This window comes from Streptomyces apricus (assembly GCF_008369065.1).
Classification (GTDB): Bacteria; Actinomycetota; Actinomycetes; order Streptomycetales; family Streptomycetaceae; genus Streptomyces; species Streptomyces apricus.
This window is the reverse complement of the sequence record NZ_VDFC01000046.1, coordinates 86,609-113,304: the sequence shown is the minus strand read 5'-3', so window position 1 is coordinate 113,304 and position 26,696 is coordinate 86,609. Positions and strand designations below refer to the sequence as shown.

Annotated in this window: 21 protein-coding genes; 5 read left to right on the top strand and 16 right to left on the bottom strand. The window is 73.0% G+C overall.

The window, feature by feature from the left end; genetic code table 11:
- The first annotated feature begins 17 nt into the window (after positions 1–17).
- The 3 genes from FGF04_RS20570 (at position 18) to mshC (ending at position 2,796) form a co-directional block, all read left to right on the top strand.
- Positions 18–608: a DUF3090 domain-containing protein gene (locus FGF04_RS20570; RefSeq protein WP_149512787.1), complete on the top strand. Its 591-nt coding sequence runs from the start codon at positions 18–20 to the stop codon at positions 606–608.
- On the top strand, positions 572–1,444 hold the full coding sequence (locus FGF04_RS20565; protein ID WP_188114157.1) for an SCO1664 family protein: 873 nt from the start codon (positions 572–574) through the stop codon (positions 1,442–1,444). Before FGF04_RS20570 ends, FGF04_RS20565 begins: the two co-directional genes overlap by 37 nt.
- Positions 1,445–1,566: 122 nt before the next feature.
- Entirely contained in the window at positions 1,567–2,796 is a 1,230-nt protein-coding gene (mshC, locus tag FGF04_RS20560; RefSeq protein WP_149512785.1) for a cysteine--1-D-myo-inosityl 2-amino-2-deoxy-alpha-D-glucopyranoside ligase, read from the top strand.
- A 72-nt stretch (positions 2,797–2,868) separates the two neighbouring features.
- On the opposite strand, the gene FGF04_RS20555 is transcribed toward mshC, so the two are convergent.
- The 9 genes from FGF04_RS20555 to FGF04_RS20515 form a co-directional block, all read right to left on the bottom strand.
- Positions 2,869–3,483, bottom strand: a complete 615-nt coding sequence (locus tag FGF04_RS20555) for a hypothetical protein (protein ID WP_149512784.1) — start codon at positions 3,481–3,483, stop codon at positions 2,869–2,871.
- A gap of 120 nt (positions 3,484–3,603) precedes the next feature.
- A complete protein-coding gene (locus tag FGF04_RS20550) occupies positions 3,604–5,352 on the bottom strand; it encodes a S8 family peptidase (RefSeq protein ID WP_149512783.1) in 1,749 nt (582 codons plus the stop codon).
- 299 nt (positions 5,353–5,651) lie between these two features.
- Positions 5,652–6,791 carry a PAC2 family protein gene (locus tag FGF04_RS20545; protein WP_149512782.1) on the bottom strand — a complete coding sequence of 380 codons (1,140 nt, stop codon included), beginning with the start codon at positions 6,789–6,791 and terminating at the stop codon, positions 5,652–5,654.
- Positions 6,792–6,946: 155 nt separating this feature from the next.
- A complete protein-coding gene (locus tag FGF04_RS20540) occupies positions 6,947–8,284 on the bottom strand; it encodes an amidohydrolase (protein ID WP_149512781.1) in 1,338 nt (445 codons plus the stop codon).
- Complete coding sequence (locus FGF04_RS20535) at positions 8,281–9,039, bottom strand: nucleoside phosphorylase (protein ID WP_149512780.1); 759 nt, start codon at positions 9,037–9,039, stop codon at positions 8,281–8,283. Before FGF04_RS20535 ends, FGF04_RS20540 begins: the two co-directional genes overlap by 4 nt.
- A complete protein-coding gene (locus tag FGF04_RS20530; protein WP_149512779.1) occupies positions 9,036–9,917 on the bottom strand; it encodes an ABC transporter permease in 882 nt (293 codons plus the stop codon). The genes FGF04_RS20535 and FGF04_RS20530 overlap by 4 nt, the downstream gene beginning before the upstream one ends.
- On the bottom strand, positions 9,917–11,005 hold the full coding sequence (locus tag FGF04_RS20525) for an ABC transporter permease (RefSeq protein WP_149512778.1): 1,089 nt from the start codon (positions 11,003–11,005) through the stop codon (positions 9,917–9,919). Before FGF04_RS20525 ends, FGF04_RS20530 begins: the two co-directional genes overlap by 1 nt.
- Position 11,006: 1 nt before the next feature.
- Positions 11,007–12,626 carry an ABC transporter ATP-binding protein gene (locus tag FGF04_RS20520; RefSeq protein WP_149512777.1) on the bottom strand — a complete coding sequence of 540 codons (1,620 nt, stop codon included), beginning with the start codon at positions 12,624–12,626 and terminating at the stop codon, positions 11,007–11,009.
- Positions 12,607–13,677 carry a BMP family ABC transporter substrate-binding protein gene (locus FGF04_RS20515; RefSeq protein ID WP_149512776.1) on the bottom strand — a complete coding sequence of 357 codons (1,071 nt, stop codon included), beginning with the start codon at positions 13,675–13,677 and terminating at the stop codon, positions 12,607–12,609. Before FGF04_RS20515 ends, FGF04_RS20520 begins: the two co-directional genes overlap by 20 nt.
- Positions 13,678–14,025: 348 nt before the next feature.
- Between FGF04_RS20515 and mtnA the strand changes: the two genes are divergently transcribed.
- The gene (gene mtnA / locus FGF04_RS20510; protein WP_149512775.1) at positions 14,026–15,057 is read left to right on the top strand and encodes an S-methyl-5-thioribose-1-phosphate isomerase; all 1,032 of its coding nucleotides are present in this window, start codon (positions 14,026–14,028) and stop codon (positions 15,055–15,057) included.
- Between the two features lie 304 nt (positions 15,058–15,361).
- Here mtnA and mtnB read toward each other — a convergent pair whose 3' ends face one another.
- The 7 genes from mtnB to FGF04_RS20475 all read right to left on the bottom strand — a co-directional run bounded on the left by mtnB (position 15,362) and on the right by FGF04_RS20475 (position 22,773).
- Positions 15,362–15,970, bottom strand: coding sequence for a methylthioribulose 1-phosphate dehydratase (gene mtnB / locus FGF04_RS20505; RefSeq protein ID WP_149512774.1), 609 nt, complete (start codon positions 15,968–15,970; stop codon positions 15,362–15,364).
- Entirely contained in the window at positions 15,967–16,740 is a 774-nt protein-coding gene (mtnC, locus tag FGF04_RS20500; RefSeq protein WP_235882423.1) for an acireductone synthase, read from the bottom strand. The genes mtnB and mtnC overlap by 4 nt, the downstream gene beginning before the upstream one ends.
- Positions 16,737–17,336: a 1,2-dihydroxy-3-keto-5-methylthiopentene dioxygenase gene (locus tag FGF04_RS20495; RefSeq protein ID WP_149512773.1), complete on the bottom strand. Its 600-nt coding sequence runs from the start codon at positions 17,334–17,336 to the stop codon at positions 16,737–16,739. Before FGF04_RS20495 ends, mtnC begins: the two co-directional genes overlap by 4 nt.
- A gap of 247 nt (positions 17,337–17,583) precedes the next feature.
- Positions 17,584–19,209 (bottom strand): glycerol-3-phosphate dehydrogenase/oxidase, encoded by a 1,626-nt coding sequence (locus FGF04_RS20490; RefSeq protein WP_149512772.1) that lies wholly within the window; start codon positions 19,207–19,209, stop codon positions 17,584–17,586.
- A gap of 6 nt (positions 19,210–19,215) precedes the next feature.
- Complete coding sequence (gene glpK / locus FGF04_RS20485) at positions 19,216–20,754, bottom strand: glycerol kinase GlpK (protein ID WP_149512771.1); 1,539 nt, start codon at positions 20,752–20,754, stop codon at positions 19,216–19,218.
- A gap of 128 nt (positions 20,755–20,882) precedes the next feature.
- Positions 20,883–21,671 (bottom strand): MIP/aquaporin family protein, encoded by a 789-nt coding sequence (locus FGF04_RS20480; protein ID WP_149512770.1) that lies wholly within the window; start codon positions 21,669–21,671, stop codon positions 20,883–20,885.
- Positions 21,672–22,008: 337 nt separating this feature from the next.
- Positions 22,009–22,773 carry an IclR family transcriptional regulator gene (locus FGF04_RS20475; protein WP_149512769.1) on the bottom strand — a complete coding sequence of 255 codons (765 nt, stop codon included), beginning with the start codon at positions 22,771–22,773 and terminating at the stop codon, positions 22,009–22,011.
- 271 nt (positions 22,774–23,044) lie between these two features.
- Between FGF04_RS20475 and metH the strand changes: the two genes are divergently transcribed.
- Positions 23,045–26,581, top strand: a complete 3,537-nt coding sequence (metH, locus tag FGF04_RS20470; protein ID WP_149512768.1) for a methionine synthase — start codon at positions 23,045–23,047, stop codon at positions 26,579–26,581.
- Positions 26,582–26,696: the final 115 nt, after the last annotated feature.

Below are 26,696 nucleotides of genomic sequence, written 5' to 3'. Positions count from 1 at the left end.
ATCCAGGAGATCAGGACGTGTCCCGTCAGGTGTTCCTCTACGACCCGCCGGACCGTTTCGTAGCCGGCACGGTCGGGCTGCCAGGGCGCCGTACCTTCTTCCTGCAGGCCAGCTCCGGCCCGCGGGTGACGAGCGTGGCCCTGGAGAAGACGCAGGTGGCGGCGCTCGCCGAACGGATGGACGAGCTGCTCGACGAGGTCGTACGGCGGACCGGGGGCAGCGCCCCCGTGCCCGCGGTGGTCCCGGCCGAGGTCTCCGACTCGGCCCCGCTGGAGACGCCGGTGGAGGAGGAGTTCCGCGTCGGCACCATGGCCCTCGCCTGGGACGGTGACGAGCAGCGCATGATCGTCGAGGCGCAGGCGCTCGTCGAACTGGACGCCRACTCCGAGGAGGACCTGGCCGCCGCCGAGGAGGAGCTCCTCCAGGACGAGGAGAACGGCCCGCCGATGCTGCGGGTGCGCCTCACCGGCGCCCAGGCCCGTGCCTTCGCCAAGCGCGCCCTCGACGTCGTCAACGCCGGCCGGCCGCCCTGTCCGCTGTGCAGTCTCCCGCTCGACCCGGAAGGACACGTATGTCCGCGCCAGAACGGATACCGCCGCGAGGCGTGACCACGGCCGAGCTGCTCACCCAGGGCGAGCTGACGGTCCGCGGCCGCATCCGTGAGGCCTCGAACGCGGTGCTGCTCTGCGACGTCTCGTACGCGGGACGCGAGGCGGCCTGCGTCTACAAGCCCGTCGCGGGCGAGCAGCCGCTGTGGGACTTCCCCGACGGGACCCTCGCCCAGCGCGAGGTCGCCGCGTACGAGGTGTCCGAGGCCACCGGCTGGGGGCTCGTCCCGCCCACGGTGCTGCGCGACGGACCCTACGGCGAGGGCATGTGCCAGCTGTGGATCGAGTCGCCGGACGGCGACGGGAGCGGCGAGGGCGACACCGGCGACGGAGACGGAACCGGAGACGACGGCGGGGGCGGTGCGCTGCTCGCGCTCGTCGACGCCGAGGAACCGGGCGACGGCTGGAAGGCCGTCGGCCTCGCCGAGGTCGGCGAGGGGCGCACCGCCCTGCTCGTGCACGCCGACGACGAGCGGCTGCGCAGGCTCGCCGTCCTCGACGCCGTGATCAACAACGCCGACCGCAAGGGCGGGCACCTGCTGCCCGCCGCCGGGGGACGGCTCTACGGCATCGACCACGGCGTCACCTTCAACACCGAGAACAAGCTGCGCACGCTGCTGTGGGGCTGGGCGGGGAAGAAGCTCACCCCCGAGGCGGTCGAGACCCTGGAACGGCTCAGGGAGGGCCTGGAAGGGACGCTGGGCGCACGCCTGGCGGAACTGATCACCGAGGCCGAGCTGGACGCCACGCGCGCCCGTGTGGCCGCCCTGCTGGCCTCCGGACGGCACCCCGAGCCCTCGGGGGAGTGGCCCGCCATCCCGTGGCCGCCCGTGTGAGCGGGCCGCTGCCATCCGTACGGGCGCACCGCACACTTCGGGGCTCGGCGCAAGAGTGCCTCTCAGGCCATCTGCCCTGGTCCGGTTCGTATACGGAACATCCGTCCGGTTAGTCTCAAGGTATGCATGCCTGGCCCGCTTCCGAGGTCCCCGCCCTGCCCGGCAAGGGCCGCGACCTCAGGATCCACGACACCGCGACCGGTGGTCCCGTGACCCTCGACCCCGGTCCCGTCGCCCGTATCTACGTCTGCGGCATCACCCCGTACGACGCGACCCACATCGGTCACGCGGCGACCTACAACGCGTTCGACCTCGTTCAGCGCGTGTGGCTCGACACCAAGCGGCAGGTTCACTACGTCCAGAACGTGACGGACGTCGACGATCCGCTGCTGGAGCGCGCCGCACGGGACGACGTCGACTGGGTCGCCCTCGCCGAGCAGGAGACCGCCCTCTTCCGCGAGGACATGACCGCCCTGCGGATGCTGCCCCCGCGCCACTACGTCGGCGCCGTCGAGGCCATACCGGGGATCGTCCCGCTGGTCGAGCGGCTCCGGGACTCGGGGGCCGCGTACGAGCTGGAGGGCGACGTCTACTTCTCCGTGGAGGCCGACCCGCACTTCGGCGGCGTCTCCCACCTCGACGCGGCGGCCATGCGGCTGCTGTCGGCCGAGCGCGGCGGCGACCCGGACCGCGCGGGCAAGAAGAACCCGCTCGACCCCATGCTGTGGATGGCCGCCCGCGAGGGCGAGCCGAGCTGGGACGGCGGCTCGCTCGGCCGCGGCCGGCCCGGCTGGCACATCGAGTGCGTGGCGATCGCCCTGGAGCACCTCGGCATGGGCTTCGACGTGCAGGGCGGCGGCTCCGACCTGGTCTTCCCGCACCACGAGATGGGCGCCTCCCACGCCCAGGCGCTGACCGGCGAGTTCCCCATGGCCAAGGCGTACGTACACGCGGGCATGGTCGCGCTCGACGGCGAGAAGATGTCCAAGTCCCGGGGCAACCTGGTCTTCGTGTCGGCGCTGCGCCGCGACGGCGTCGACCCGGCGGCCATCCGGCTCGCCCTGCTCGCGCACCACTACCGGGCCGACTGGGAGTGGACCGACCAGGTGCTGCGGGACGCCGTCGCGCGCCTGGAGCGCTGGCGGGCGGCCGTGTCCCGGCCCGACGGCCCGCCGGCCGAGGCGCTCGTCGACGAGATCCGCGCGGCCCTCGCGAACGACCTGGACGCGCCGGCGGCCCTCGCGGCCGTCGACCGCTGGGCCGCGCTCCAGGCGGAGCGCGGCGGCACGGACGAGGGCGCCCCCGGCGTCGTCTCCCGCGCCGTGGACGCCCTGATGGGCGTGGCCCTCTAGACGGAGCACGCCGGGCGCCGGACGGGTCGTACCCGTCCGGCGCCCTGTGCGTGGTGGGCCTCTGTCACGCCCCTACTTGTTGACGATCACGGCCTGGACCGAGTTGGTCGAGGAGTCGTAGATCCCGATGACCTGCTGCCCGAAGGCGAAGGCCTCCTGGACCTCGTCGTGCGTCACCTGGTTCGGGTTCACCAGCGGACGCCAGGCCTGGTTGATGTACAGGTAGAGGATCGACGGCTGGCCCGGCAGCGGGGTGACGACGTCCCAGAAGTGCTCGGCGACCCCGCTCGTCAGCGCCGCGGCCTCGACCGCGCTGCGCACGACGAGCGGCTGCCCCTGCTGCTGCCCGATCCCTTGCTGCCCGATCCCCTGCTGGCCCTGCTGCTGGCCGCCGAGCTGCTGGAGCAGCTGCTGGAACGGCTGCTGCTGGCCCATCTGCTGGAGCTGGTGCTGCAGGTGCTGGGGCATCTGCTGCTGGCCGAAGCCCTGCTGCCCGTATCCCTGCTGGCCGAAGCCCTGCTGTCCGAACGGCTGCTGCGGCCCGAAGCCCTGCTGCTGGCCGAACGCCTGCTGCTGGCCCTGCTGCGGGGGCGCCGTGCTCGGCCCCTGCTGCTGGCCGAAGCCCTGCTGGCCGTACCCCTGCTGGCCCTGCTGACCCTGCTGGCTCATCTGCGGGGTGGTGCTCATGCGGGTGCCACCTTCCCTGGGTGATTGCTTGGGCGAGAGTTGCTCGTTCAGTGACGGTCGGTCTTTCGGTGACGGTCGGCCGTCCATCGGCGGTCGGTCGTCGGGTGACGGCCGGTCGTGTCAGCCCGTGACGACCAGGCCGACGATCTCGTCGTCCGAGAACCAGACCCGTACGTCGGGCCGGCCGCTCGCGAAGGCGGCCTGCACCGACTGGCGGATCTCGGGCGACGGGTTGTTGAGGCTCCGCCAGGCACCGGCCACGTACAGCCGGATCCTGGGCGGGAGCTCACGCGGATAGGGCACCAGTTCGTCCCAGTACCGTTCCGCCCGGCCGGAGCCGACGGCGCCCGGCAGCAGGTGGGCCACCGCCGCCTTGATGTCCGGCCGGCTGCCGATCCGCTGCGACGCGGGCCGGCCCGGCGCGTCCTGCTGCGGGGAACCGGTGGCCCGCAGCACGCTCCGTGCCTTCTCCGGGGTCATCGCCCCCTGGCCGGCCGCCTTGAGCATGCCCTGCAGCGCGGCCAGGGCGCCGACCACCACCGGGGAGGCGGAGGAGGTCCCGGAGAAGGTGTCCGTGAACCAGGCGATCTCCTCGGCGCCGCCCTGCAGGTCGCCGGGCCCGTCCCAGAAGCCGCCGGTCGTGGTGACCTCGCGGCCCCAGCCCTGCGCGTCCACCCGGGCCCCGTAGTTGGAGAAGGCCAGCCGGGAGCGGTCCGGGCCGTGGTCGCGGCCGTGGGTGCCGGGCGGCGGTGCGCCCGCGCCGACCAGGACCGCGCCGGAGGACTGGTGCGAGGGGTTGAAGGGGTTGCGCCACCAGTCGGGGAACTCGCCGGGGCGGCGCTCGTACACGGCGTCGTCCAGCGACTCGCCGCCGTTGCCCGCCGCCTCGACCACGATGATGCCGCGGGCGGTCGTGTACCGGATGGCCGCGAAGTCGTCGGGCCACCATTCGAGGGGCACGTAACCGCGCTGGTCGTCCCGCTCCTGGTAGTCGAACCGCGGCCCCGGACGGTGCAGTTCGACCAGGATGATGTCACCGGGGGCGAGCCGGTCGGCCGCCGCGTGGATCGCGGCCGCCGTGCCGACGCCGTGGAAGGACGCGGCCGCCGTCACACTGTCCGGCGCGATGCCGGTGATCCCGTACTCGTTGCGGTCGCCGCCGATCACACCGATCACGGCGGTGCCGTGGTTGCGCCACGCCAGGTCCTGGATCGGGGTGCCCACCACGACGCCGGCCAGCTTCGCCGCCAGGTCCTCGTGGCCCAGCTGCCAGGCCCCCTCCACGTCGATCACGGTCACGCCCTGACCGGACCCGCCGGGCCGCTGCCAGGCCCAGTACGCGTCCACACCCTCGGGCGCGGGGCGCAGATAGCCCTGCCTGCTGGTGAAGTCGGGGGTGACGGGCGCGCCCTCCTTCTGCCGCCGGCCCTCGTCGGCGCTCTGCCCGACGGACCCCACCGACGCCGGCACGGCGGCCGGCTTCACGTACGCCGTGGCGATCTCCGGCAGCGCGGCGATCCGCGAACGCAGCTCCTGGGCCCGCTCCTCGCCGCCGCGCACCCGGTAGAACAGCCCCAGGTCGGGCAGCGCCTCGGCGCCCGCCTCCGGCGTCTGCGCCGCCGCCCGCAGCCGCTCCTCGCTGCCGAACAGCGGTTCCAGCGCGAGCTGTTCGTCGCTGAGGAACATCGTGAGCGCCGACACGTCGGCGCCGGCCGCCGAACGGACCCCGGCGGCTCCGGCGCGCAGCTGGGCCTCGGGCCGGGCGACGGCGATCAGTTCCTGTTCGGCCCCCCGGTAGTTGAATCCCGCTCCGTCGGGCCCCGGCCCGGACGCTCCCGGGCCCTGCTCCGGCTGTACCTGATCGGTCATCGCGTGCCGCTCCCTTCGGTCCGTACAGGTGCGAACTGTTTCCGTTCGGTTTCGTCCGGTGGCGTCTCCGGAGCACACCCTGCTCCTCCGGAGCGGCTCCGTCCACCCCCGAGTTCGCCAACTGCGTTTGGCCACAAGTTGAATTGGGTACAGTGGCGATTTCGTCCTGAAACCGATGTCACGCGCCAATCCGGCCAAAGGCTGCCGAGGCGGGTGTCGTGCGGTGGGGTGACAGCGACGCCCGGCAACGCGAAAGGGGCGGTGCGCCGAAGCGCACCGCCCCTTTCCATGACCCGTCCTCAGTCGTCCGGCGCATCCTCACCCGGACCGGGACCCGATCCCGAGCCGGGACCGGAATCCGAACCGGGACCGGAATCCGGGCCGGGACCGGAACCCGAACCGGAACCGGAACCCGGGCCGGAGTCGTCCCCGGCGTCCGCGGACCCCTGTCCTTGGCCCTGGCCCTGGCCCTGGCCCTGGCCAGGGCCAGACCGCGGCGGTCGCGGCGGCCTGGTGCGGCCGCCGGGCGTGTCCCGGAGGTACGTACCGGGATCGCCGCTCTCCGTGGCGTGCCCGCCGGGCGGCGCCGCCGGACCGCCCCCGTCCCGCCGGCGCAGATAGCGCTCGAACTCCCGGGCGATCGCCTCGCCCGACGCCTCCGGCAGCTCGGCGGTGTCCCGGGCCTCCTCCAGCGTCTGCACGTACTCGGCCACCTCGCTGTCCTCGGCGGCCAGCTGGTCCACGCCCACCTGCCAGGCGCGGGCGTCCTCCGGCAGCTCGCCCAGCGGGATCCGCAGGTCGATCAGGTCCTCCAGGCGGTTCAGGAGGGCCAGCGTCGCCTTCGGGTTCGGGGGCTGCGAGACGTAGTGCGGGACGGCCGCCCACAGCGACACCGCCGGCACGCCCGCGTGCGTGCACGCCTCCTGGAGGATGCCGACGATGCCCGTGGGTCCCTCGTACTTGGTCTCCTCCAGGTCCATCCTGCGCGCCAGGTCGGGGTCGGACGTGACCCCGCTGACCGGCACCGGACGTGTGTGCGGGGTGTCGCCCAGCAGGGCGCCCAGGATCACCACCAGCTCCACGCCCAGCTCATGGGCGAAGCCGAGCAGCTCGTTGCAGAAGGACCGCCAGCGCATCGACGGTTCGATGCCCCGCACCAGTACCAGGTCCCGCGGCTTCTCCCCGCCGACGCGGACCACCGACAACCTTGTCGTCGGCCACGTGATCTTGCGTACACCGCCGTCCAGCCACACGGTGGGGCGGTTGACCTGGAAGTCGTAGTAGTCCTCGGCGTCCAGCGCCGCGAACACCTCGCCCTTCCATTCGCTGTCGAGATGCGCGACCGCGGTGGAGGCAGCGTCGCCGGCGTCGTTCCAGCCCTCGAACGCGGCCACCATGACCGGGTCGACCAGCTCGGGAACCCCGTCGAGCTCGATCACCCAGCGCCTCCTTCACTCTCCGACGTGCCCTCACGTACGCCCCAACCTTACGGCGTGTGCGCTGGGCGTCCGCAGCCCCCGCGAGTGCGGGAGTGACCGGATCACTGCCCCGTTCACCGCCTCCGGACACCCGCGGGGAACCGGACGCCCGGCGGTCACACGAGGTCGGACCGCGCCACGAGCGCGGCCAGTTCCGCGATCGCCGCGTCCTCGTCGAGCGTGGTCAGGACGCGGTCGCGCATCAGGACCCGGCCGTCGACCAGTGTGTCCCGCACGTCCTCGGCCCGGGCCGCGTACGCGAGCGCCGACCAGGGGTCGTGGCGGGGAGCCAGATGCGCACCGCCCAGGTCCAGGACGACCAGGTCGGCCCGCTTGCCCGCCTCCAGCGAACCCAGCGAGCCGGCGAGGCCCAGGGCCCGGGCGCCCTCGATCGTGGCCATGCGCACGGCCTGCTCGGCGCCGACGGCGGTGGGGTCCCCGTCGGCCTTGTGGACCAGGGCGGCCAGGCCCAGCGAGCGCAGCACGTCCAGGGTGTTGGAGCTGACCGCCCCGTCCGTGCCGAGGCCGACCGTCACGCCCGCGCTCAGCAGCCGCGGCACGGGGGCGATGCCGCAGCCCAGCTTGAGGTTGGACACCGGGCAGTGCGCGACCGAGGTGCCGGTACGGGCCAGCGCCGCGATCTCGGCGCCGGTCAGGTCCACGGCGTGGGCCAGCAGCAGATCGGGGCCGAGCAGCCCGAGCGAGTCGAGCAGCTCCACCGGCCGCTTGCCGTACCGCACCTCGACGGTGGCGACCTCGGCGGCGTTCTCCGCCGCGTGGATGTGCAGCAGCGCCCCGAATTCCCGGGCCAGCGCCGCGATCTCGGTCAGCTGTTCGGGGGAGAGGGTGTAGGCGGAGTGCGCGAAGAGCACGGGGCGCGTGCCGGGCCGGCGCGCACGCCCGGCCAGATCGCGCCGGGCCCACTCCAGCCGGTCCCCGTACGCCGTCGCGTCGGGCGGATCCGGTACGTCCATGAAGGTCGGCCCCGTGTGCAGCCGCCAGCCCGCCTGCGCGGCGACCCGCTCGGCTGCCTCGTGGAACCAGTACATGTCGAGCGCCGAGGTCACCCCGGCCCGTACGCTCTCCGCGATCGCGACCCGGACCGCCGTGGCGACGTTGTCCGGGGACAGCAGCGCGCTCTCCCAGCGCAGCACGCGCTCCAGGAAGCCCTGCAGCGTCACGTCGTCGGCGCGGCCGCGCAGCAGCGTCATCGCCAGGTGGGTGTGCGCGTTGACCAGGCCGGGCAGGACCAGGCAGCCGGTCGCGTCGAGGGTGTCGGCGGCCGCGTACCGCGCCCGCAGCTCCCCGGCCGGGCCGACCCCGACGATCTCGCCGTCGCGGACGGCCACGGCCCCATCGGGCACGACCGTGCCCGCCTCGTCGACGGTGAGCACGTCGCCGCCGTGCACCAGCAGGTCGACGGGCGCCCCGCCCGCGGGGGAGGCGGCGCTCACAGCGCGCGCTCCCCGGCCTCGGCCAGCAGGCGCAGCGCCTCCAGCGCGACCACGCCGCCGCGCTCCACACCCGCCGCGACGACCTCGCGGTGCGGGTTGTAGCTGCCGGTGGCGGACTCGTCCACCAGCTCGTCCGCGTTCGCGCCGTCGACCACCAGGACACCGCCCGCGGTCAGCCCGCGCAGCGAGGCCGTCACGTACAGCGCGGACAGCTCCATCTCGATGGCCGCGAGCCCCGCCCCCTCGTAGGAGAACAGGGGGATCAGACCCGGCTGGAACGCGGCCCGCGTCCACACCAGGCCCCGGTGGTGCGGGGCGCCCTGCTCGCGCGCCGCCAGCTGCAGCGCGAGCACCGCCTCCGGCGTGGCCACCGCCGGGTACTCGGGCGGCAGCAGCTGCTGGGTCACCCCGTCGTCGCGCACGGCGGCCTCCGCGATGACGAGGTCGCCGTCCTGGATGCCGGGCCGCATCGCACCCGCCGTGCCGAACCGCAGGAAGGTGCCCACGCCCGCGTCCGCCAGCTCCTGGAAGAGCAGGATCGCCCCCGGGGCGCCGACCCCGTGCGAGGCCACGACCACCGGCACGCCCTTCCAGCTGCCGGTGAAGGCGCGGTACTCGCGGTGGTAGGACACCTCCTGCGCGCCGTCGAGCAGCGCGGCGACCGTCGCGGCGCGCGCGGGATCCCCGACGACGACGGCACGCGGCGGCAGCCCCGTTCGGGGGACGCGCGTGATGGGGGCCAGGTCCTGCGTCATGAAGTGACTCCAGTCGTACTCGGACGCGTACGGGCGGCGCGGCGCCGCCGTTGCGCCGTGCTGAGGAAGAGGGCGACGAGCGTGACGACGTACGGCGCGGCGTCGGTCGCCTGCTGCGGCATGCCCAGGCCCTGCAGCCGGAAACCCGCGGCCTCGGCGAGACCGAAGAGCAGCGCGGCCAGCAGCACACCGAGCGGCAGCGCGCGCCCGAGCATGACCGCGACCACCGCGATCCAGCCCCGGCCTGCCGTCATGTTCTCGGAGAACAGGGTGACGTTGCCCAGCGCGAGCTGCGCCCCGGCCAGCCCGCACAGCACACCGGAGAGCAGCACGGCCGCGTACTTGTAGCGGGCCGGGCTCACCCCCAGCGTGGCGGCGGCCTCCGGGGCCTCGCCGACCCCGCGCAGCCGCAGCCCCCACACATGGCGCGACAGCAGCAGCGCGGACACCCCGACCGCCGCCCACGCCAGGTAGGCGAGCGGCGAGAAACCGCCGACGAGCGGCAGTCCGGCCAGCGACGGGTCGTCGAACGTGCCCTGCACACCGAAGACCGTACGCAGCAGGAAGCTGGTCAGCCCCACCGCCAGCAGGTTCATCGCGATGCCCAGCACGACCGCGTCGCCGCGCAGGGTGACCGAACCCACGGCGAGGATCAGCGAGTACGCGGCGGCGGCCAGGGCCGCGGCCAGCACGCCCAGCCACGGGCTGCCGGTGAACCAGCTGGTGGCCACGGCGGTGAAGCAGCCCATCAGCATCATGCCTTCGAGGCCGATGTTGAAGACGCCCGCCCGTTCGCACAGCGCGCCGCCGAGCGCGGCCAGCAGGATCGGGGTCAGCGCGCGCAGCGCCGACATCAGGAGGTCGGAGTCGAAGAACATCAGACGGGCTCCCCTTGTGCGGCGGGTTCCCGTGCGGCCGGCTCCTGCGGCTTCCCCCGGCTGCGCCGCAGGCGCGGGAAGCGCAGGCGCGCCGCGAGGAACACGATGACGATGGCCTGCAGCACCTGCGTCAGCTCGCGCGGCACCTCGGTCGTGCGCTCCATGGACAGCCCGCCGACCTGGAGGACGGCGAAGAAGAACGACGCCACCACCGTGCCCAGCGGGGCCGCCGCGGCGAGCAGCGCCGCCGTCAGGCCGGTCCAGGTGTAGCCGGGAGCGGTCAGCGAACCGTCGAGGAAGCGGTAGGGGAAGCTCAGCACGCCGATCGCGCCGACCAGCCCGGCGAGCGCGCCGGAGGTCGCCATCAGCCGCAGCGTCAGCCGCCTGCGCTCCACCCCGGCGTACGCGGCGAAGCGCGCGTTGAGGCCGGTCATCCGGATCTCGTACCCGACGGCCGTGCGCCGGTCCGCGAACCAGTAGGCGGCCGCCGCCAGGACGATCAGCACCAGCCCGGCCGTCACGGTCGACGTGCCGAACACGGGCAGCGCCACGCCCTCCGGCAGCCGCCGGGTCTGGGGCAGGCTGGAACCGGGCTCCTTGAGCGGGTACCGCACCAGGTACGAGGCGAGCGAGGTCGCCGGATAGCTGAGCAGCAGACTGCTCACCAGCAGCGGTACCCCGAACCGGTTCTCGCACAGCGCGGCCAGCGCGGCGTACGCGGCGCCCGCCACGACCCCGGCGAGCAGCGCCAGCACGACGGTGAGCGGCGCGGGCAGCGGCGAGTACAGGCCGGTGACGGCGGCCGCGATGCCGCCGAGCACCAGCTGGCCGTCCCCGCCGAGGTTGATGAGCCCGGCGCGCAGCGGGATGGCCAGGGCCAGCGCCATGCCCAGCACGCTCGTGCCGGTGGTGAGCGTCGACCCGATCCCGTCCGCCCCGAGCGAGCCGGTGACGACGGCCCCGTACGCGGCGAACGGATCGGCGCCGGTGCCGACCAGGAACAGTGCGCCGATGACGAGCCCGGCGACGACCGAGAAGGTGACGGGGGAGCGCAGCGCCCCCTTCACGCGGTCCAGGGTGAGGTCCATGTCAGTCTCCGTCCGGGGCCGCGCCCGCGGGAGCGCCCGTCGTGGTCCCCGCGCCGCCCGCCATGGCCAGGCCCAGCGTCGCCTCGTCCGCCTCCGCCCTGTCGTACGCGGCCGTCACCCGGCCCTCGTACATGACCAGGATCCGGTCCGCGAGGCCGCGGATCTCGCTCAGTTCGGCCGAGACGAGCAGGACCGCGTGCCCGGCGTCGCGGTAGGCGACCAGCTCGTCGTGGATGGCCTGGATCGCGCCGATGTCGACCCCGCGCGTGGGCTGCTCGACCAGCAGCAGCGGCGCGCCGTGCGCCAGTTCGCGGCCGATCAGCAGCTTCTGCAGGTTGCCGCCCGACAGCGCGGACGCGGGCACCTCGGGCGTGGCCGCCTTGACGCCGAAGCGGCCGACGAGGTCGCGCGCGTGGGCGCGCACCGCCGACGGCGGCAGCAGGCCGCGCCGTGAGGACAGCGAGGTGCGGTGGTGCCCCATCGCGAGGTTGTCCGCGACGGACGCCGCGGGCGCGGTGCCGACCGCGTGCCGGTCCTCGGGAACGTACGCGAGGCCCTTGGCGCGCCGCTCGGCGGCCGAGGCGTGCGTGACGTCCTCGCCCCGCAGGGCGACCCGCCCGGCGGTGACCGTCCGCAGCCCGGCGAGCGCCTCGACGAGCTCGCTCTGGCCGTTGCCCGCGACGCCCGCGATCCCGACGATCTCCCCGGCGCGCACGGACAGCCGCACGTCGTGCACGCCCGCCGTGCCCAGCCCCTCGACGTCCAGCACGACGTCGCCGGGCGTGCCCGCCGGGTGGACGCGGTCCAGCTCGACGGCCCGGCCGGTCATCGCGGCCGCGATCCCCGCGCCGCTCGTCCGCGCCGTACGCAGCCGGGCCACCACCCGCCCGTCCCGCAGCACCGTCACGTTGTCGCTGCCTTCCAGCACCTCACGCAGCTTGTGGGTGACGAGGATCACCGTGCGGCCCCGTGCCGTCAGCGACCTGAGCACCGCGAACAGGGCGTCGGCCTCGGCGGGGGTGAGCACCGCCGTCGGCTCGTCGAGGATGAGCGTGCGCGCGCCGCGGTGCAGCAGCTTCAGGATCTCCACGCGCTGGCGCAGGCCGACCGGCAGGTCGCCGACCCGGGCGTCCGGATCGACGACGAGACCGTGCTCCGCGCCGAGTTCGCGCACCCGGCGCCGCGCCGCCGCCCGGTCCACCAGACCGAAGCGGCGCGGCTCGGCCCGGTAGACGACGTTCTCGGCGACCGTCAGCGAGTCGAACAGCTTGAAGCTCTGGTGGACCATGCCGAGCCCGGCGGCCATCGCGGCCCCCGGGCTCCCGAAGGACACCTCGGCCCCGTCGATGCGGATCGAACCGGCGTCCGGCCGCTCCATGCCGTACAGGACGGACATCAGCGTCGACTTGCCCGCGCCGTTCTCGCCCATCAGCGCGTGGATCTCACCGCGCCGCACGGTCAGGTCGACCGCGTCGTTGGCGAGGGTGCCGGGGAACCGCTTGGTGATGCCGCGCAGTTCGACGGCCGGCGGCAGCCCGCCGACGGCCCCGTCCGGCCCGCTCACCGCTCCGCCCGGTCCGCTCACCGCCGCGGCCGAGGGGTCACTTGGCGGCCGGGTCATCGACCGTCAGCTCTCCGGACACGATCCGGTCGCGCAGCGCCTCGACCTTCTTCAGGACGTCCTCGTGCTCCGCGATCACGCACTTCGAGGACTCCACCCCGTCCTCCAGGCCGGTCAGGCTGATGCCGCCCTCCTTGAGGCCGTACGAGACGGTCTTCCCGCCCTTGCCGTCGAGGACCTGCCCGATGCCCTCCTGCACGGCGACGTCGGTCTTCTTGATGACGTTGTCGACGACGGTGCCCGGTGCGGAGGTGCACTGGTTGACGTCCACGCCGTACGCGTACGCCCCCTTCGCCTCGGCCGCCTCGAAGACGCCGTAGTTGCCGGCCGCGGCCGCCGCCATGACCTGGTCGGTGCCCTTGGCGAGCAGCGAGTTCGCCTGCTCCTTGGCGCGCGCCGAGTCGTCGAACGGCGACTGCCCGCCGACGAAGCGGGTGCTCGCGGACGTCTTGGGCGCGGCCTCCTTCGCACCGGCCGCGAACGGGTCGCTGTAGCGGCGGAACTGCCCCGTGTCGAGGACGACGACCGCGCCGACCTTGCCGCTCCCGCTCAGCAGCCCGGCCTCGGCGCCCGCCAGGTAGACGCCCTCGTGCTCGCGGAAGACGGCGCAGCTCACGTTCGCGTACGTCTTCGTCGTGCACGCGTCGACCATCAGGAACTGCTGCTTGGGGTGCGCCTCGGCCTGCTGGGCGACCAGGTCCGCGAACTCGAAGCCGACCAGGACGACGACGTCCGGCGCGGCGTCCACGGCGGCCTGCACGTTCTGCTGCTGCGAGGCGCTGTCGGAGGACTGGTAGACCTTCTGCGTCCCGTCGTGCGTCTTCGCCGCGGCCTTCACCCCGTCGACCGCCAGCTTCAGGAACTCGTTCTGCCCGACCGGGTCCGGCGTCACCAGCGTGAAGGACGCGCCGCCGCCCTTCGAGCCTCCGTCGGCGGCGTCGTCCTTCGCGGCGGCGTTGCAGCCGGTCGCGGCGGCGGCCAGCAGCACGCTGCCGGTCGCCACGGCGGCGAGGCGGAGCGAACGGGATCTACGGGTACGGGTACGCGGCATGGGGCGGCCCTTTCGGGGAGGGTGCGTGCGGCGGTGCGCGCTCGAGCGGAAACGCTGGAGGGTGGGGTGGAGCGGGGCAGCACGGGGGACACCGGTACGGGCCGGTGCCTCGGCGGTCAGCGTCGACAGCCGTCGCTTGCACAGCGGCCGTGGTCCAGGAAGCGACGCGTCGTCAGCGGCACACGTCCTCCCACGGGTCGGCCTCCAGGGCTGCGGCTGCTGGACTGTAACACCGGTTTCCGGACATCCGCGCCCCCGTCTCGAACTGTGGTTCCCCTGCCGTCGTTCGGGATTCTGCCAGCTCATGTACGGTGTCGCGCATCCCCGGAACGTCAGGAGTGCCCCGCCATGCCCCGAGAACTGCGCGCCGTCGACTGGACCGGAAACAGCCTCGCGCTCATCGACCAGACCGTGCTGCCGCAGCGCACCGAGACGCGTGACGTCCGGGACGTGGACGACCTGGTGGACGCGATCCGGCGGCTCGTCGTGCGCGGCGCGCCCGCCATCGGGGCGGCCGGGGCGTACGGGGTGGCGCTCGCGATGCTCCAGGGCAAGCGCGAGGGCTGGTCGCGCGAGGAGGTCCTGGCCGCCGTCGCGCGCGTGCGGGCGGCGCGGCCCACCGCGGTGAACCTCATGGTGTGCGTCGACCGCGTGCTGGCCCGCTTCGACGAGGGCCTCGACGCGGTGCTCGCCGAGGCCGTGCAGGTGCAGCGCGAGGACGTGGCGGCGAACCGGGCGATGGGGGAGGCCGGCGCGGACTGGCTCCTGAAGCGGGTGGGGGAGGACCGGCCGCTGCGGATCCTGACCCACTGCAACACCGGCGCCCTCGCCACCGCCGGCTGGGGCACCGCGCTCGGCGTCGTCCGTGAACTCCACGCCAGGGGGCGTCTTGAGGTCGTGTACGCCGACGAGACGCGGCCGCTGCTGCAGGGCTCGCGGCTGACCGCGTGGGAGCTGGCCCAGGAGGGCATACCGCACTACGTCCAGGCGGACGGGGCGGCTGCGGGAACGATTCTGCGGGGGGCGGTGGACGCGGCGGTCGTCGGCGCCGACCGGATCGCCGCCAACGGGGACACGGCGAACAAGGTCGGCACGGTGGGGGTCGCCCTGGCGTGCGCCGACGCGGGCGTGCCGTTCCTGGTGGCGGCGCCCACGACGACGGTCGACCTCTCCACGGCCACGGGCGCCGGCATCCACATCGAACTGCGGGACGGGGCGGAGGTGCTGGAGTGGGGCGGGGTCCGGACCGCGCCGGCCGCCTCCCGCGGCCACAACCCGGCGTTCGACGTCACACCGGCCCGCCTGGTGACGGGGCTGGCGACGGAACGGGGCGTACTGGAGGTCTCCGCGGGCGAATTGCCCGGGGACCACCTGAAGTAGGCGGCGCCCCCGGGGTCGTCCGCCACCTGCGGGCCGGTGGGGGCCGATCGCGCAGTTCCCCGCGCCCCTTACGGGACGCGGGCCGCTCGCGAGGTTCCTTGCCGCTGCGGCAGAGGAAAGACCGGGGCGCAGCCCCGTCTTTCAGGGGCGCGGGGAACTGCGCGAGCGACCGAATCGTGCCCGCACCCGGCACACCACGCCGGACACCCCCTCACCCAGGGGCGCGGGGAACTGCGCGACCAGCCACCACGGACCCGCAGCCGCACCCGCCCCGCACCCGCAGCCACGCCCGGTGGGTGACCCCTCAGTGGCCCGTCAGTTCCAGTTCCAGGAGCCACTCCACGATCTCCGTGTGGTGGCGCGCCTGCCGGGCCGTGTCGCCCCACACGTACAGCCCGTGCCCCGCCACGACCACCGCCGGCATCCGCGGATCCCGCGCCGCCTCCAGCCGGTCTCCGAGGACCCCCATGTCCTGACTGTTGGCGATGACCGGCAGGGTGACCTCCACGTCGTGCGCGGGCMCCCCCACCCCCTTCAGCATCTCCAGGTCCTTGAGGACGATCCCGCCCGGCGACCGCCGCCCCAGCGCGACCGACGCCACCGTGTGGACGTGCACCACGGCCCCGGCCCCCGTCAGCGCGGCCACGCGCGCGTGCAGCTCGGCCTCGGCGGACGGCCGGCCGCCGTTCACCGCCGCGCCCCGCCCGTCCACCAGCACCACGTCGGCCGGCGTCAGTTCGCCCTTGTCGTGCCCGCTGGCGGTCACCGCGAGCCGCAGCGGATCGCGCGAGAGCACCACGGACAGGTTCCCGGAGGTGCCCCGCATCCAGCCGAACCCGGCGAAGCGGGCCGACTCAGCGGCCAGGACGGCCCCGGCCTCCTCCAGTGCGGACGTGCCGATGTCGGCGCTCACGTGCTGCTCCCTGCCGTTCCGGTCCTGATGCCGATCCCGTCGAAGGTCCCCGCCTGCGCGTGGTCACCGACGCCCTGCTCGTAGTACGGCTCCCCGGGCCGCCTGATCCCGGCGGTCCGCCAGCCCGCGGCGCGCGCCGCGTCCAGCTCGCCCGGCCGGTCGGAGAGGAAGAGGAGGCGCCCGGCCCGCGTACCGGCCGTCGCCGCGATCCGGTGGTACGACCCGGGCTCCTGCTTGGGCCCCGCGTTCTCGGTGTCGTACCACCCGTCGACCAGCGGCCGCAGGTCACCGGCCGGGCTGCTCGCGAACCACGCGCGCTGCGCGGCCACCGACCCGGACGAGTACACGTGCAACCGCACCCCGTCCGCGTGCCACCGCCGCAGCACCGGCACCACGTCGTCGTAGAAGTGGGACACCAGGTCGCCCCGGGCGAACCCCTCGGCCCAGACGATGCCCTGAAGGGTCTTCAGGGGCGTCGCCTTCACGTCGTCGTCCAGCCACGCGTGCAGGGCCTCCTCGACGCGCCCGGCGCCGGCGTCCGGCTCGCCGAGCAGGTCGCGCACCTGGGCGACGGCCCGCCGTACGTCCGGGTCGTCGCCGCGCTCGTCCAGCAGCGCGGCGAACCGGGAGCGCGAGTACGGGTAGAGCACGTCGACGACGAAGCCCGTGGCGCTCGTGGTGCCCTCGATGTCGAGCACCACGGCGTCCACGTCGAACACGCCGGCCGTACCGGCCGCGGGGGCCGCGCCGGGCACCGGCCGCAGGCTCACGCCGCGGCCCGGTCCCGCTCGTACCCCGCCGCGATCGTGTCGTAGTCGGGGAAGCGGCCGGCGATGGTCGAGCCGGTGAAGCTGCCGATCCAGCCGTCCTCCTCGTGGAAGAAGCGGATCGCGGTGAACGCCGGCGAGGTCCCCATGTCGAACCAGTGCGTCGTCCCGCGCGGCACGCCCAGCAGGTCGCCCTTCTCGCAGAACACGGCGTGCACCTCGCCGCCCACGTGCAGGTAGAAGATCCCGGAGCCCGCGACGAAGAACCGGACCTCGTCATCGTCGTCGTGGGTGTGCTCCTGGAGGAACTTCTCCCGCGCCGCCTTCGCCTTCGCCGGGTACTCCGGGTCGTCGCCCGGGTGCAGCCCGAGGACGTCGACCGTGGTGAAGCCCTCCTCGGCGTTCAGCCTGTCGATCTCCCGGGCGTACGCGGCGAAGACGGTCTCGCTGTCGGCGTCCGGGGCGACGTCCTCGCGGACGGGCCACTGCTCGTAGCGCACGCCGAGGGGTGCGAGCGCGGCGGCGATCTCGGCGGGGTCGGAGGTGCGGCGCACCGTGGACTCGGGCCCGGACTCGGGCCACGTGGTCAGCAGGGTCATGGGAGCGACTCCAGGGGTGTGCGGGGTGTGCGGACCCGTGATCCCGGCGGGGACCTCACTGTCCCGGGGCGGGTATCCGGTCCCGGCATCGTAACTCCGGCCCACGGCCCACCAGGGAAAATGTAGTTGCCGTCTCAATCACTGAGAAGCCGTACCGGACGCCGGACGCCGGACCGGCCGCGGACCGCACGCCGGAGGGCGGCCGCCCCGTGGCAGCCGCCCTCCGTCCCGTCACCGTGCCGTACGGCTACTTCCCGTCCAGCAGGTCCTGCACCCCGGCCCGCACCTCGTCGGTCGCGAGGCCGCGGATCGTCAGCGTCGTACGGCGGCGCAGCACGTCGTCCACCGTCTCGGCCCACTCGTTGTCCCGCGCGTACACGACCTGCGCCCAGATCTCGGGGGCGTCCTCGTGCACCCGCTCGGCCAGCTCCGGGTTCTCGCCCGCGAGCCGCGCGATGTCGAAGGCCAGTGAACCGTAGTGGGTCGCCAGGTGCCGGGCGGTGTCGGGGGCCATCACCGGACCGGCCGAGGTGCCATCCACCAGGAGCCGGTGCGCCACCGCGCGCGGGTTGGCGACACCCGGCAGCGGCAGCTTCTTCGGCAGCGCGGAGACCGGCTCGTAGTCCTGGCCGAGCGGCCGGCCCGGCAGCGACTCCAGCTGCTTCATGACGGTCCGGCCGATGTGCCGGAACGTCGTCCACTTGCCGCCCGCGACGGACAGCATGCCGCCCCTGCCCTCGGTCACGACCGTCTCGCGCTTGGCCTTCGAGGTGTCGCCGGGACCGCCCGGCAGCACCCGCAGCCCGGCGAAGGAGTACGTGATCAGATCGCGGGTGAGCTGCTTGTCGCGGATGGAGAAGGAGGCCTCGTCCAGGATCTGGGCGATGTCCTTCTCGTTGACCGCGACGTCCGCCGGGTCGCCCTCGTACTCCTCGTCGGTCGTGCCCAGCAGCAGCATGTCCTCCCAGGGGAGGGCGAAGGTGATGCGGTACTTGTCGATCGGCGTGGCCAGCGCGGCCTTCCACGGGGAGGTGCGCTTGAGCACCAGGTGCGCGCCCTTGGACAGGCGGATGGACGGCGCCGCGTGCTCGTCCTCCATCCTGCGCAGGTGGTCCACCCACGGCCCGGTCGCGTTCAGCACCAGGCGGGCCGAGACGCCGAACTCCTCGCCGGAGAGGGTGTCCTTCAGCTCGGCGCCGGTCACCCGGCCCCGGGTGAAGCGCAGCCCGGTCACCGCGGCGTGGTTGAGCACGGTGGCGCCCGAGTCGACGGCCGCGCGGACCGTCATCAGCGCCATCCGGGAGTCGTTCATCTGGTCGTCGCCGTACACGGCCACGGCCTTGAGGTTGTCCGTACGCAGCTCGGGGACGTCCTGCGCGGCCTTCGACGGCGAGAGCAGGTGCCCCACGCCGTCACCGAAGGCCGACAGCGCCGAGTACGCGAAGACACCCGCGCCCAGCTTCGCCGCGCCGTGCGGCCCGCCCTTGTACACGGGGAGGTAGAACGTGAGCGGGTTCGCCAGGTGGGGGGCCACCTGGCGGGAGACCGCACGGCGCTCGAAGTGGTTCTCCGCCACCAGCTTCACCGCGCCGGTCTGCAGGTAGCGCAGACCGCCGTGGAGCAGCTTGGAGGAGGCGGAGGAGGTCGCGCCGGCGAAGTCGCCGGCGTCGACCAGGGCCACCCGCAGGCCCGACTGCGCGGCATGCCAGGCGGTGGAGATGCCCAGGATTCCGCCACCGATCACCAGGAGGTCGTATGTCGTCTTGGACAGCTGCTCCCGGGTCTCGGCGCGGCTCGCCGCCTTCAGCGCGAACGCGGCGGAGCCGTTGGCCGGGTGCGTCCCAAGAGCCGGGACACTCTGCAGGGGGGTCATTGCGAATTACTCCTCGTCCTCGATCCAGCCCATGGTCCGCTCGACGGCCTTGAGCCAGCTCTTGTACTCACGGTCACGGGTCTCCGCGGCCATGTTCGGGGTCCATTCCGCGGCCCGGCGCCAGTTGGCGCGCAGGTCTTCGGTGTTGGTCCAGAAGCCGACGGCCAGACCGGCGGCGTAGGCGGCGCCGAGGCAGGTGGTCTCGGCGACCATCGGGCGCACCACGGGGGCGTCCAGGACGTCGGCCAGGGTCTGCATCAGCAGGTTGTTGGAGGTCATGCCGCCGTCGACCTTGAGGGCCGTGAGCTCGACGCCGGAGTCCTTCGTCATGGCGTCGCTGATCTCACGGGTCTGCCAGGCCGTGGCCTCCAGGACGGCGCGCGCGATGTGCGCCTTGGTGACGTACCGGGTCAGGCCGGCGATCACACCGCGGGCGTCCGGGCGCCAGTACGGGGCGAACAGACCGGAGAAGGCCGGTACGAAGTACGCGCCGCCGTTGTCCTCGACCGACATCGCGAGCGTCTCGATCTCGGCGGCGGACTTGATGAGGCCCATCTGGTCGCGCATCCACTGGACGAGCGAGCCGGTGACGGCGATGGAGCCTTCGAGTGCGTAGACCGGCTTCTGGTCGCCGATCTGGTAGCCGACGGTGGTCAGGAGACCGCTGTAGGAGTTGATGAGCTTGTCGCCGGTGTTCATCAGCATGAACGTGCCGGTGCCGTACGTGGACTTGGCCTCGCCCTCGGAGAAACAGGTCTGGCCGAAGAGGGCCGCCTGCTGGTCGCCGAGCGCGGAGGCGACCGGAATGCCTCCGAGCAGGTCACCCAGCTTACCGCCGCTGATCTCGCCGTACACCTCGGCGGAGGAGCGGATCTCGGGGAGCATCGCCAGCGGTACGCCGATGGACTCGGCGATCCGCGGGTCCCACTGCATGGTGTGCAGGTTCATCAGCATCGTGCGGGAGGCGTTGGTGACGTCGGTGACGTGCCGGCCGCCGTTCACCCCGCCCGTCAGGTTCCAGATGACCCAGCTGTCCATGGTGCCGAAGAGGATGTCGCCGGCCTCGGCGCGCTCGCGCAGGCCCTCGACGTTGTCGAGCAGCCAGCGGGCCTTGGGGCCGGCGAAGTACGAGGCCAGCGGGAGGCCGGTCTCGCGGCGGAAGCGGTCCTGGCCGACGTTGCGGCCCAGCTCCCGGCAGAGCGCGTCGGTGCGGGTGTCCTGCCAGACGAGGGCGTTGTGGACGGGCTCACCGGTGTTCTTGTCCCACAGCAGCGTGGTCTCGCGCTGGTTGGTGATGCCGATGGCCTTGATGTCGTCGCGGGTGATGCCGGCCTTCTCGACGGCTCCGGCGACGACCTCCTGGACGTTGGTCCAGATCTCGGCGGCGTCGTGCTCGACCCAGCCCGGCTTCGGGAAGATCTGCTCGTGCTCCTTCTGGTCGACGGAGACGATCCGGCCGTCCCGGTCGAAGACGATGCAGCGGCTGGACGTGGTGCCCTGGTCGATCGCGGCGATGAAGGGGCCGGCGGTGTGCGCGTCGGTCACGGTGTGCTCCTGGTGTCCGTGGTCCTGGAAGTCTGTGGAGGAAGGGTCCGCCTGCAACGTGCTGCCTGCGGCCCGGGCGGGCGTCCGTCCCGTACCGGAGGGACGCCCGCGCCGTGGGTCGTGCGGCTCTAGGCGAAAGCGACGTTGTAGAGGCCCGCGGCTATCGCGCCGCCGATCAGCGGTCCGACGACCGGGACCCAGGCGTAGCTCCAGTCCGACCCGCCCTTGTTCGGCAGCGGCAGCAGGGCGTGCACGATGCGCGGGCCGAGGTCGCGGACCGGGTTGATCGCGTACCCCGTCGGACCGCCGAGCGAGAGACCGATGCCGACGACCACGAAGGCGGTGATCAGCGCGCCCAGGGTGCCGAGACCCTTGCCGCTGTCGTTGAGCCCCTGGGTGAGGACGGCGAGCACCAGCACGACCGTGCCGATGACCTCGGTGGCGACGTTCTGCCAGGCGACCCGGACCTCGGGGCCGGTGGAGAAGACGCCGAGCACCGGGCCCGCCTTGGCCTCCCGGGCCTCCACGGACTTGACGTCCTGCGCGCCGGGGCCGCCCACGATCTCGCGGTCGGTGAGGTGGGCGAGGAACTGCCCGTAGTACGCGACCCACACGAGCAGCGCGCCGATCATGGCGCCGAGGAGCTGGCCCGACCAATAGGTCAGGAGGTTGCTCCAGTCGTCGTCCTTGATCGCGATGCCGAGGGTGACGGCCGGGTTCAGGTGGGCACCGGAGAGGGGTGCCGAGATGTACACGGCGGTCATCACCGCGAAGCCCCACCCGAAGGTGATGGCGAGCCATCCGGCGTTGCGCGCCTTGGATGCCTTCAGCGTGACGGCGGCGCACACGCCACCGCCCAGCAGGATGAGTACGGCGGTACCGATGGTCTCGCCGATGAAGATGTCGGAGCTGGACACCCGCGACTCCTTTGTCCTTCGTCCAGGGAAAGGCGAACCCCGGGTCCCTCCGGTGGTCCGCGACCTCAGGTGAGGTCGTTGTCGGCCCTGCCCTTCTCACACTCTAACGCGTATTGCCGGTAGGTGTTCGACAATGCCGACCGATGGACGGGAGTCTTGCTCCGGCAATACCACCTCGTCAAGGCCTCTGCAGGCGAAAGCCCGATCGTTACCGACCCCTGTGACCGATCGAACGCCGCAGCACGCGGAAGGCCGGTACGTCGGTGACGTACCGGCCTTCCTTCCCACGCCGGACGGCGCGGACTCCCGATGGGCGCGAACGGCTCCGCGGACGGGCTCAGAACCGCCCGGCGCCCAGGTCCCTGGAGACCGCACGGGCGCAGTCGCGCACGGCGGCGATCAGCTCGGGACGCAGCTCGCCGTCCTTGCAGACGCGCTCCACCGCCCCCGTCACCCCCACCGCGCCGACCGGCATCCGCCGCTGGTTGTGGATGGGCGCGGCCACCGAGGCCACCCCCGTCCAGGTCTCCTCCACGTCCGCCGCGTACCCGCGCGCACGCGTCAGGTCCAGGACGCCCTCGAACTCCTCGGGCGCGCTGACCGTGTGCGCCGTGAACCGCTCGCGCTCGGCGTCCAGGGCCTCGCTGTGCGCCACCGGGTCGTACGCCGACAGGACCTTGCCGAGCGCCGTGGAGTGCAGCGGCTGCATGGCCCCCACCTCCAGCACCTGCCGGCTGTCGTCGGGCCGGAAGACGTGGTGCACGATCAGCACGCCCTGCTGGTGCAGCACCCCCAGGTAGACGCTCTCGCCGCTGGAGCGGGCCAGGTCGTCGGTCCACACCAGGGCGCGCGCCCGCAGCTCGTGCACATCCAGGTAGGTCGTCCCCAGCCGCAGCAGCTCGGCGCCCAGCTGGTAGCGCCCGGAGGGCCCGTCCTGCTCGACGAACCCCTCCTGCTGCAGCGTGCGCAGGATGCCGTGGGCCGTGCCCTTCGCCAGGCCGAGCGACGAGGCGATGTCCGACAGGCCGAGCCGTCGCTCCCCGCCCGCGAGCAGCCGCAGCATCGCGGCCGCCCGTTCGAGCGACTGGATGTTCCGTGCCATCGCCGTCCTGCCCTCCGTCCGGTTGGACCGCCGGTCGCCGCTTCGCTGCCACCGTTCGGCAATGTCGAACATTACCGCTCGTCATCGACCTCCCGCTAATGGGTGGTCATGATGCGTTGCAAACGCATCCCCGCGGGCACGGGGTACGGATCGCCCGTCCGCCCCGTGGACGTCCCCGCCCCAACGGCGTGGCCGCGGGCTACCCTGACGGCGTGCGCCTCCCACGAGAAGCGCAAAGCCGACAGCCGTCGCACCCCAGGGAGCATCTTCCATGGCCTCGTTGCCGAACCCGTCCCTTCCGTCCGCTGCGCCGGAGTCCCGGTACAGCAGGACCCGCACCGACGCCCTGCGCGAGGCGCTCGCCACCCGGGTGGTGGTGGCCGACGGCGCGATGGGCACGATGCTCCAGGCACAGGACCCCACCCTTGAGGACTTCCAGAACCTCGAGGGCTGCAACGAGATCCTGAACCTCACGCGCCCCGACATCGTGCGCTCCGTCCACGAGGAGTACTTCGCGGTCGGGGTGGACTGCGTGGAGACGAACACCTTCGGAGCCAACCACGCCGCGCTCGGCGAGTACGACATCCCCGAGCGTGTCTTCGAACTCTCCGAAGCCGGCGCCCGCATCGCCCGCGAGGTCGCCGACGAGTTCACCGCCTCCACCGGACAGCAGCGCTGGGTACTGGGCTCCATGGGCCCCGGCACCAAGCTGCCCACCCTCGGCCACGCCCCGTACACCCTGCTGCGCGACGCCTACCAGCAGAATGCCGAAGGCATGATCACCGGCGGCGCGGACGCGCTGCTCGTGGAGACCACCCAGGACCTGCTGCAGACCAAGGCGTCGGTGCTGGGCGCCCGCCGGGCCCTGCAGGCCCTCGGCGCGGACCTGCCGCTGATCGTGTCCGTCACGGTCGAGACGACCGGCACCATGCTGCTCGGCTCGGAGATCGGGGCCGCCCTCACCGCCCTGGAACCCCTGGGCATCGACATGATCGGCCTCAACTGCGCCACCGGGCCCGCCGAGATGAGCGAGCACCTGCGCTACCTGGCCCGCCACTCCCGCATCCCGCTGTCCTGCATGCCCAACGCCGGCCTCCCCGTCCTCGGCAGGAACGGCGCCCACTACCCGCTGACCGCGCCGGAGCTCGCCGACGCGCAGGAGACCTTCGTCACCGAGTACGGCCTGTCCCTGGTCGGCGGCTGCTGCGGCACGACCCCCGAGCACCTGCGCCAGGTCGTCGAGCGCGTACGGGACCTCGCCCCGGCCCGCCGCGAGCCGCACCCCGAGCCCGGCGCGGCCTCGCTCTACCAGAGCGTGCCCTTCCGCCAGGACACCGCCTACCTGGCGATCGGCGAGCGCACCAACGCCAACGGCTCGAAGAAGTTCCGCGAGGCCATGCTGGAGGGCCGCTGGGACGACTGCGTGGAGATGGCCCGCGACCAGATCCGCGAGGGCGCGCACATGCTCGACCTGTGCGTCGACTACGTGGGCCGCGACGGCGTCGCCGACATGGAGGAACTGGCCGGCCGCTTCGCCACCGCCTCCACCCTGCCGATCGTGCTGGACTCCACCGAGGTCGACGTCATCCGGGCCGGCCTGGAGAAGCTCGGCGGGCGCGCGGTCATCAACTCCGTCAACTACGAGGACGGCGACGGCCCCGACTCGCGCTTCGCCAAGGTCACCGCGCTCGCCCGGGAGCACGGCGCGGCGCTGATCGCCCTGACCATCGACGAGGAGGGCCAGGCCCGCACCCCCGAGACGAAGGTCGCCATCGCCGAACGGCTCATCGCCGACCTCACCGGGAACTGGGGCATCCACGAGTCGGACATCCTCATCGACACCCTGACCTTCACCATCTGCACCGGCCAGGAGGAGTCCCGCGGCGACGGCATCGCCACCATCGAGGCCATCCGCCGCCTCAAGGAGCGCCACCCCGACGTCCAGACCACCCTGGGCCTGTCGAACATCTCCTTCGGCCTCAACCCGGCCGCACGCGTCCTGCTCAACTCCGTCTTCCTCGACGAGTGCGTCAAGGCCGGCCTCGACTCGGCGATCGTGCACGCCTCCAAGATCCTGCCGATCGCCCGCTTCACCGAGGAGGAGGTCGCCACCGCCCTCGACCTCATCCACGACCGCCGCAGCGAGGGCTACGACCCGCTGCAGAAGCTGATGGCCCTGTTCGAGGGCGCCACCAGCAAGTCCCGCAAGGCCGGCCGCGCCGAGGAACTCGCCGCGCTGCCGCTGGACGAGCGGCTCAAGCGGCGCATCATCGACGGCGAGAAGAACGGCCTCGAACAGGACCTCGACGACGCCCTGCGGGAGCGCCCCGCCCTCGACATCGTCAACGAGACGCTCCTGGACGGCATGAAGGTCGTCGGCGAGCTGTTCGGCTCCGGCCAGATGCAGCTGCCGTTCGTGCTCCAGTCGGCCGAGGTCATGAAGACCGCGGTGGCCCATCTGGAGCCGCACATGGAGAAGACCGACGACGAGGGCAAGGGCACCATCGTGCTGGCGACCGTGCGCGGCGACGTGCACGACATCGGCAAGAACCTCGTCGACATCATCCTGTCCAACAACGGCTACACCGTGGTCAACCTGGGCATCAAGCAGCCCGTCTCCGCGATCCTGGAGGCCGCCCAGGAACACCGCGCCGACGTCATCGGCATGTCCGGCCTGCTGGTCAAGTCCACGGTGATCATGAAGGAGAACCTGGAGGAGCTCAACCAGCGCAAGCTGGCCGCCGACTACCCCGTCATCCTCGGCGGCGCCGCCCTCACCCGCGCCTACGTCGAGCAGGACCTGCACGCCATCTACGAGGGCGAGGTCCGCTACGCCCGCGACGCGTTCGAGGGCCTGCGCCTGATGGACGCCCTGATCGCGGTCAAGCGCGGCGTGCCCGGCGCGACCCTGCCGGAACTCAAGCAGCGCCGCGTCAGGGCCACCGCGCAGACCGTCGTCGAGGAACGCCCCGAGGAGGGCGCGGTCCGCTCCGACGTCGCCACCGACAACCCGGTGCCCGAGCCGCCCTTCTGGGGCACCCGCGTCATCAAGGGCATCCAGCTCAAGGAGTACGCGTCCTGGCTCGACGAGGGCGCCCTGTTCAAGGGCCAGTGGGGCCTCAAGCAGGCGCGCACCGGCGAGGGGCCCACCTATGAGGAGCTGGTGGAGACCGAGGGCAGGCCGCGGCTGCGCGGCCTCCTCGACCAGCTGCAGACCGGCGGCCTGCTCGAAGCGGCCGTCGTCTACGGCTACTTCCCCTGTGTGTCCAAGGACGACGACCTGATCCTGCTGGACGAGGCGGGCAACGAGCGCACCCGCTTCACCTTCCCGCGCCAGCGCCGCGGCCGGCGGCTGTGCCTGGCCGACTTCTTCCGCCCCGAGGAGTCGGGCGAGACGGACGTGGTCGGCCTCCAGGTCGTCACCGTCGGCTCCCGGATCGGCGAGGAGACGGCGAAGCTGTTCGAGGCCAACTCCTACCGGGACTACCTCGAACTGCACGGCCTGTCCGTCCAGCTCGCCGAGGCCCTCGCCGAGTACTGGCACGCGCGCGTGCGCTCCGAACTCGGCTTCGCGGGGGAGGACCCCGCCGGGATGGAGGACATGTTCGCGCTGAAGTACCGCGGCGCCCGCTTCTCCCTCGGCTACGGCGCCTGCCCCGACCTGGAGGACCGGGCGAAGATCGCCCGCCTCCTGGAGCCCGAGCGCATCGGCGTGCACCTCTCCGAGGAGTTCCAGCTCCACCCGGAGCAGTCCACCGACGCCATCGTCCTCCACCACCCGGAAGCCAAGTACTTCAACGCCCGCTGAGAGGAGCACGCCCCACAGGGGCGCCCTCCAGGGGCGCGGGGAACTGCGCGAGCAACCACGACGCACCGGCACCCGACGGAAATCCCCAGGCCCCCCGGGCCACCCCCCCCAGCCC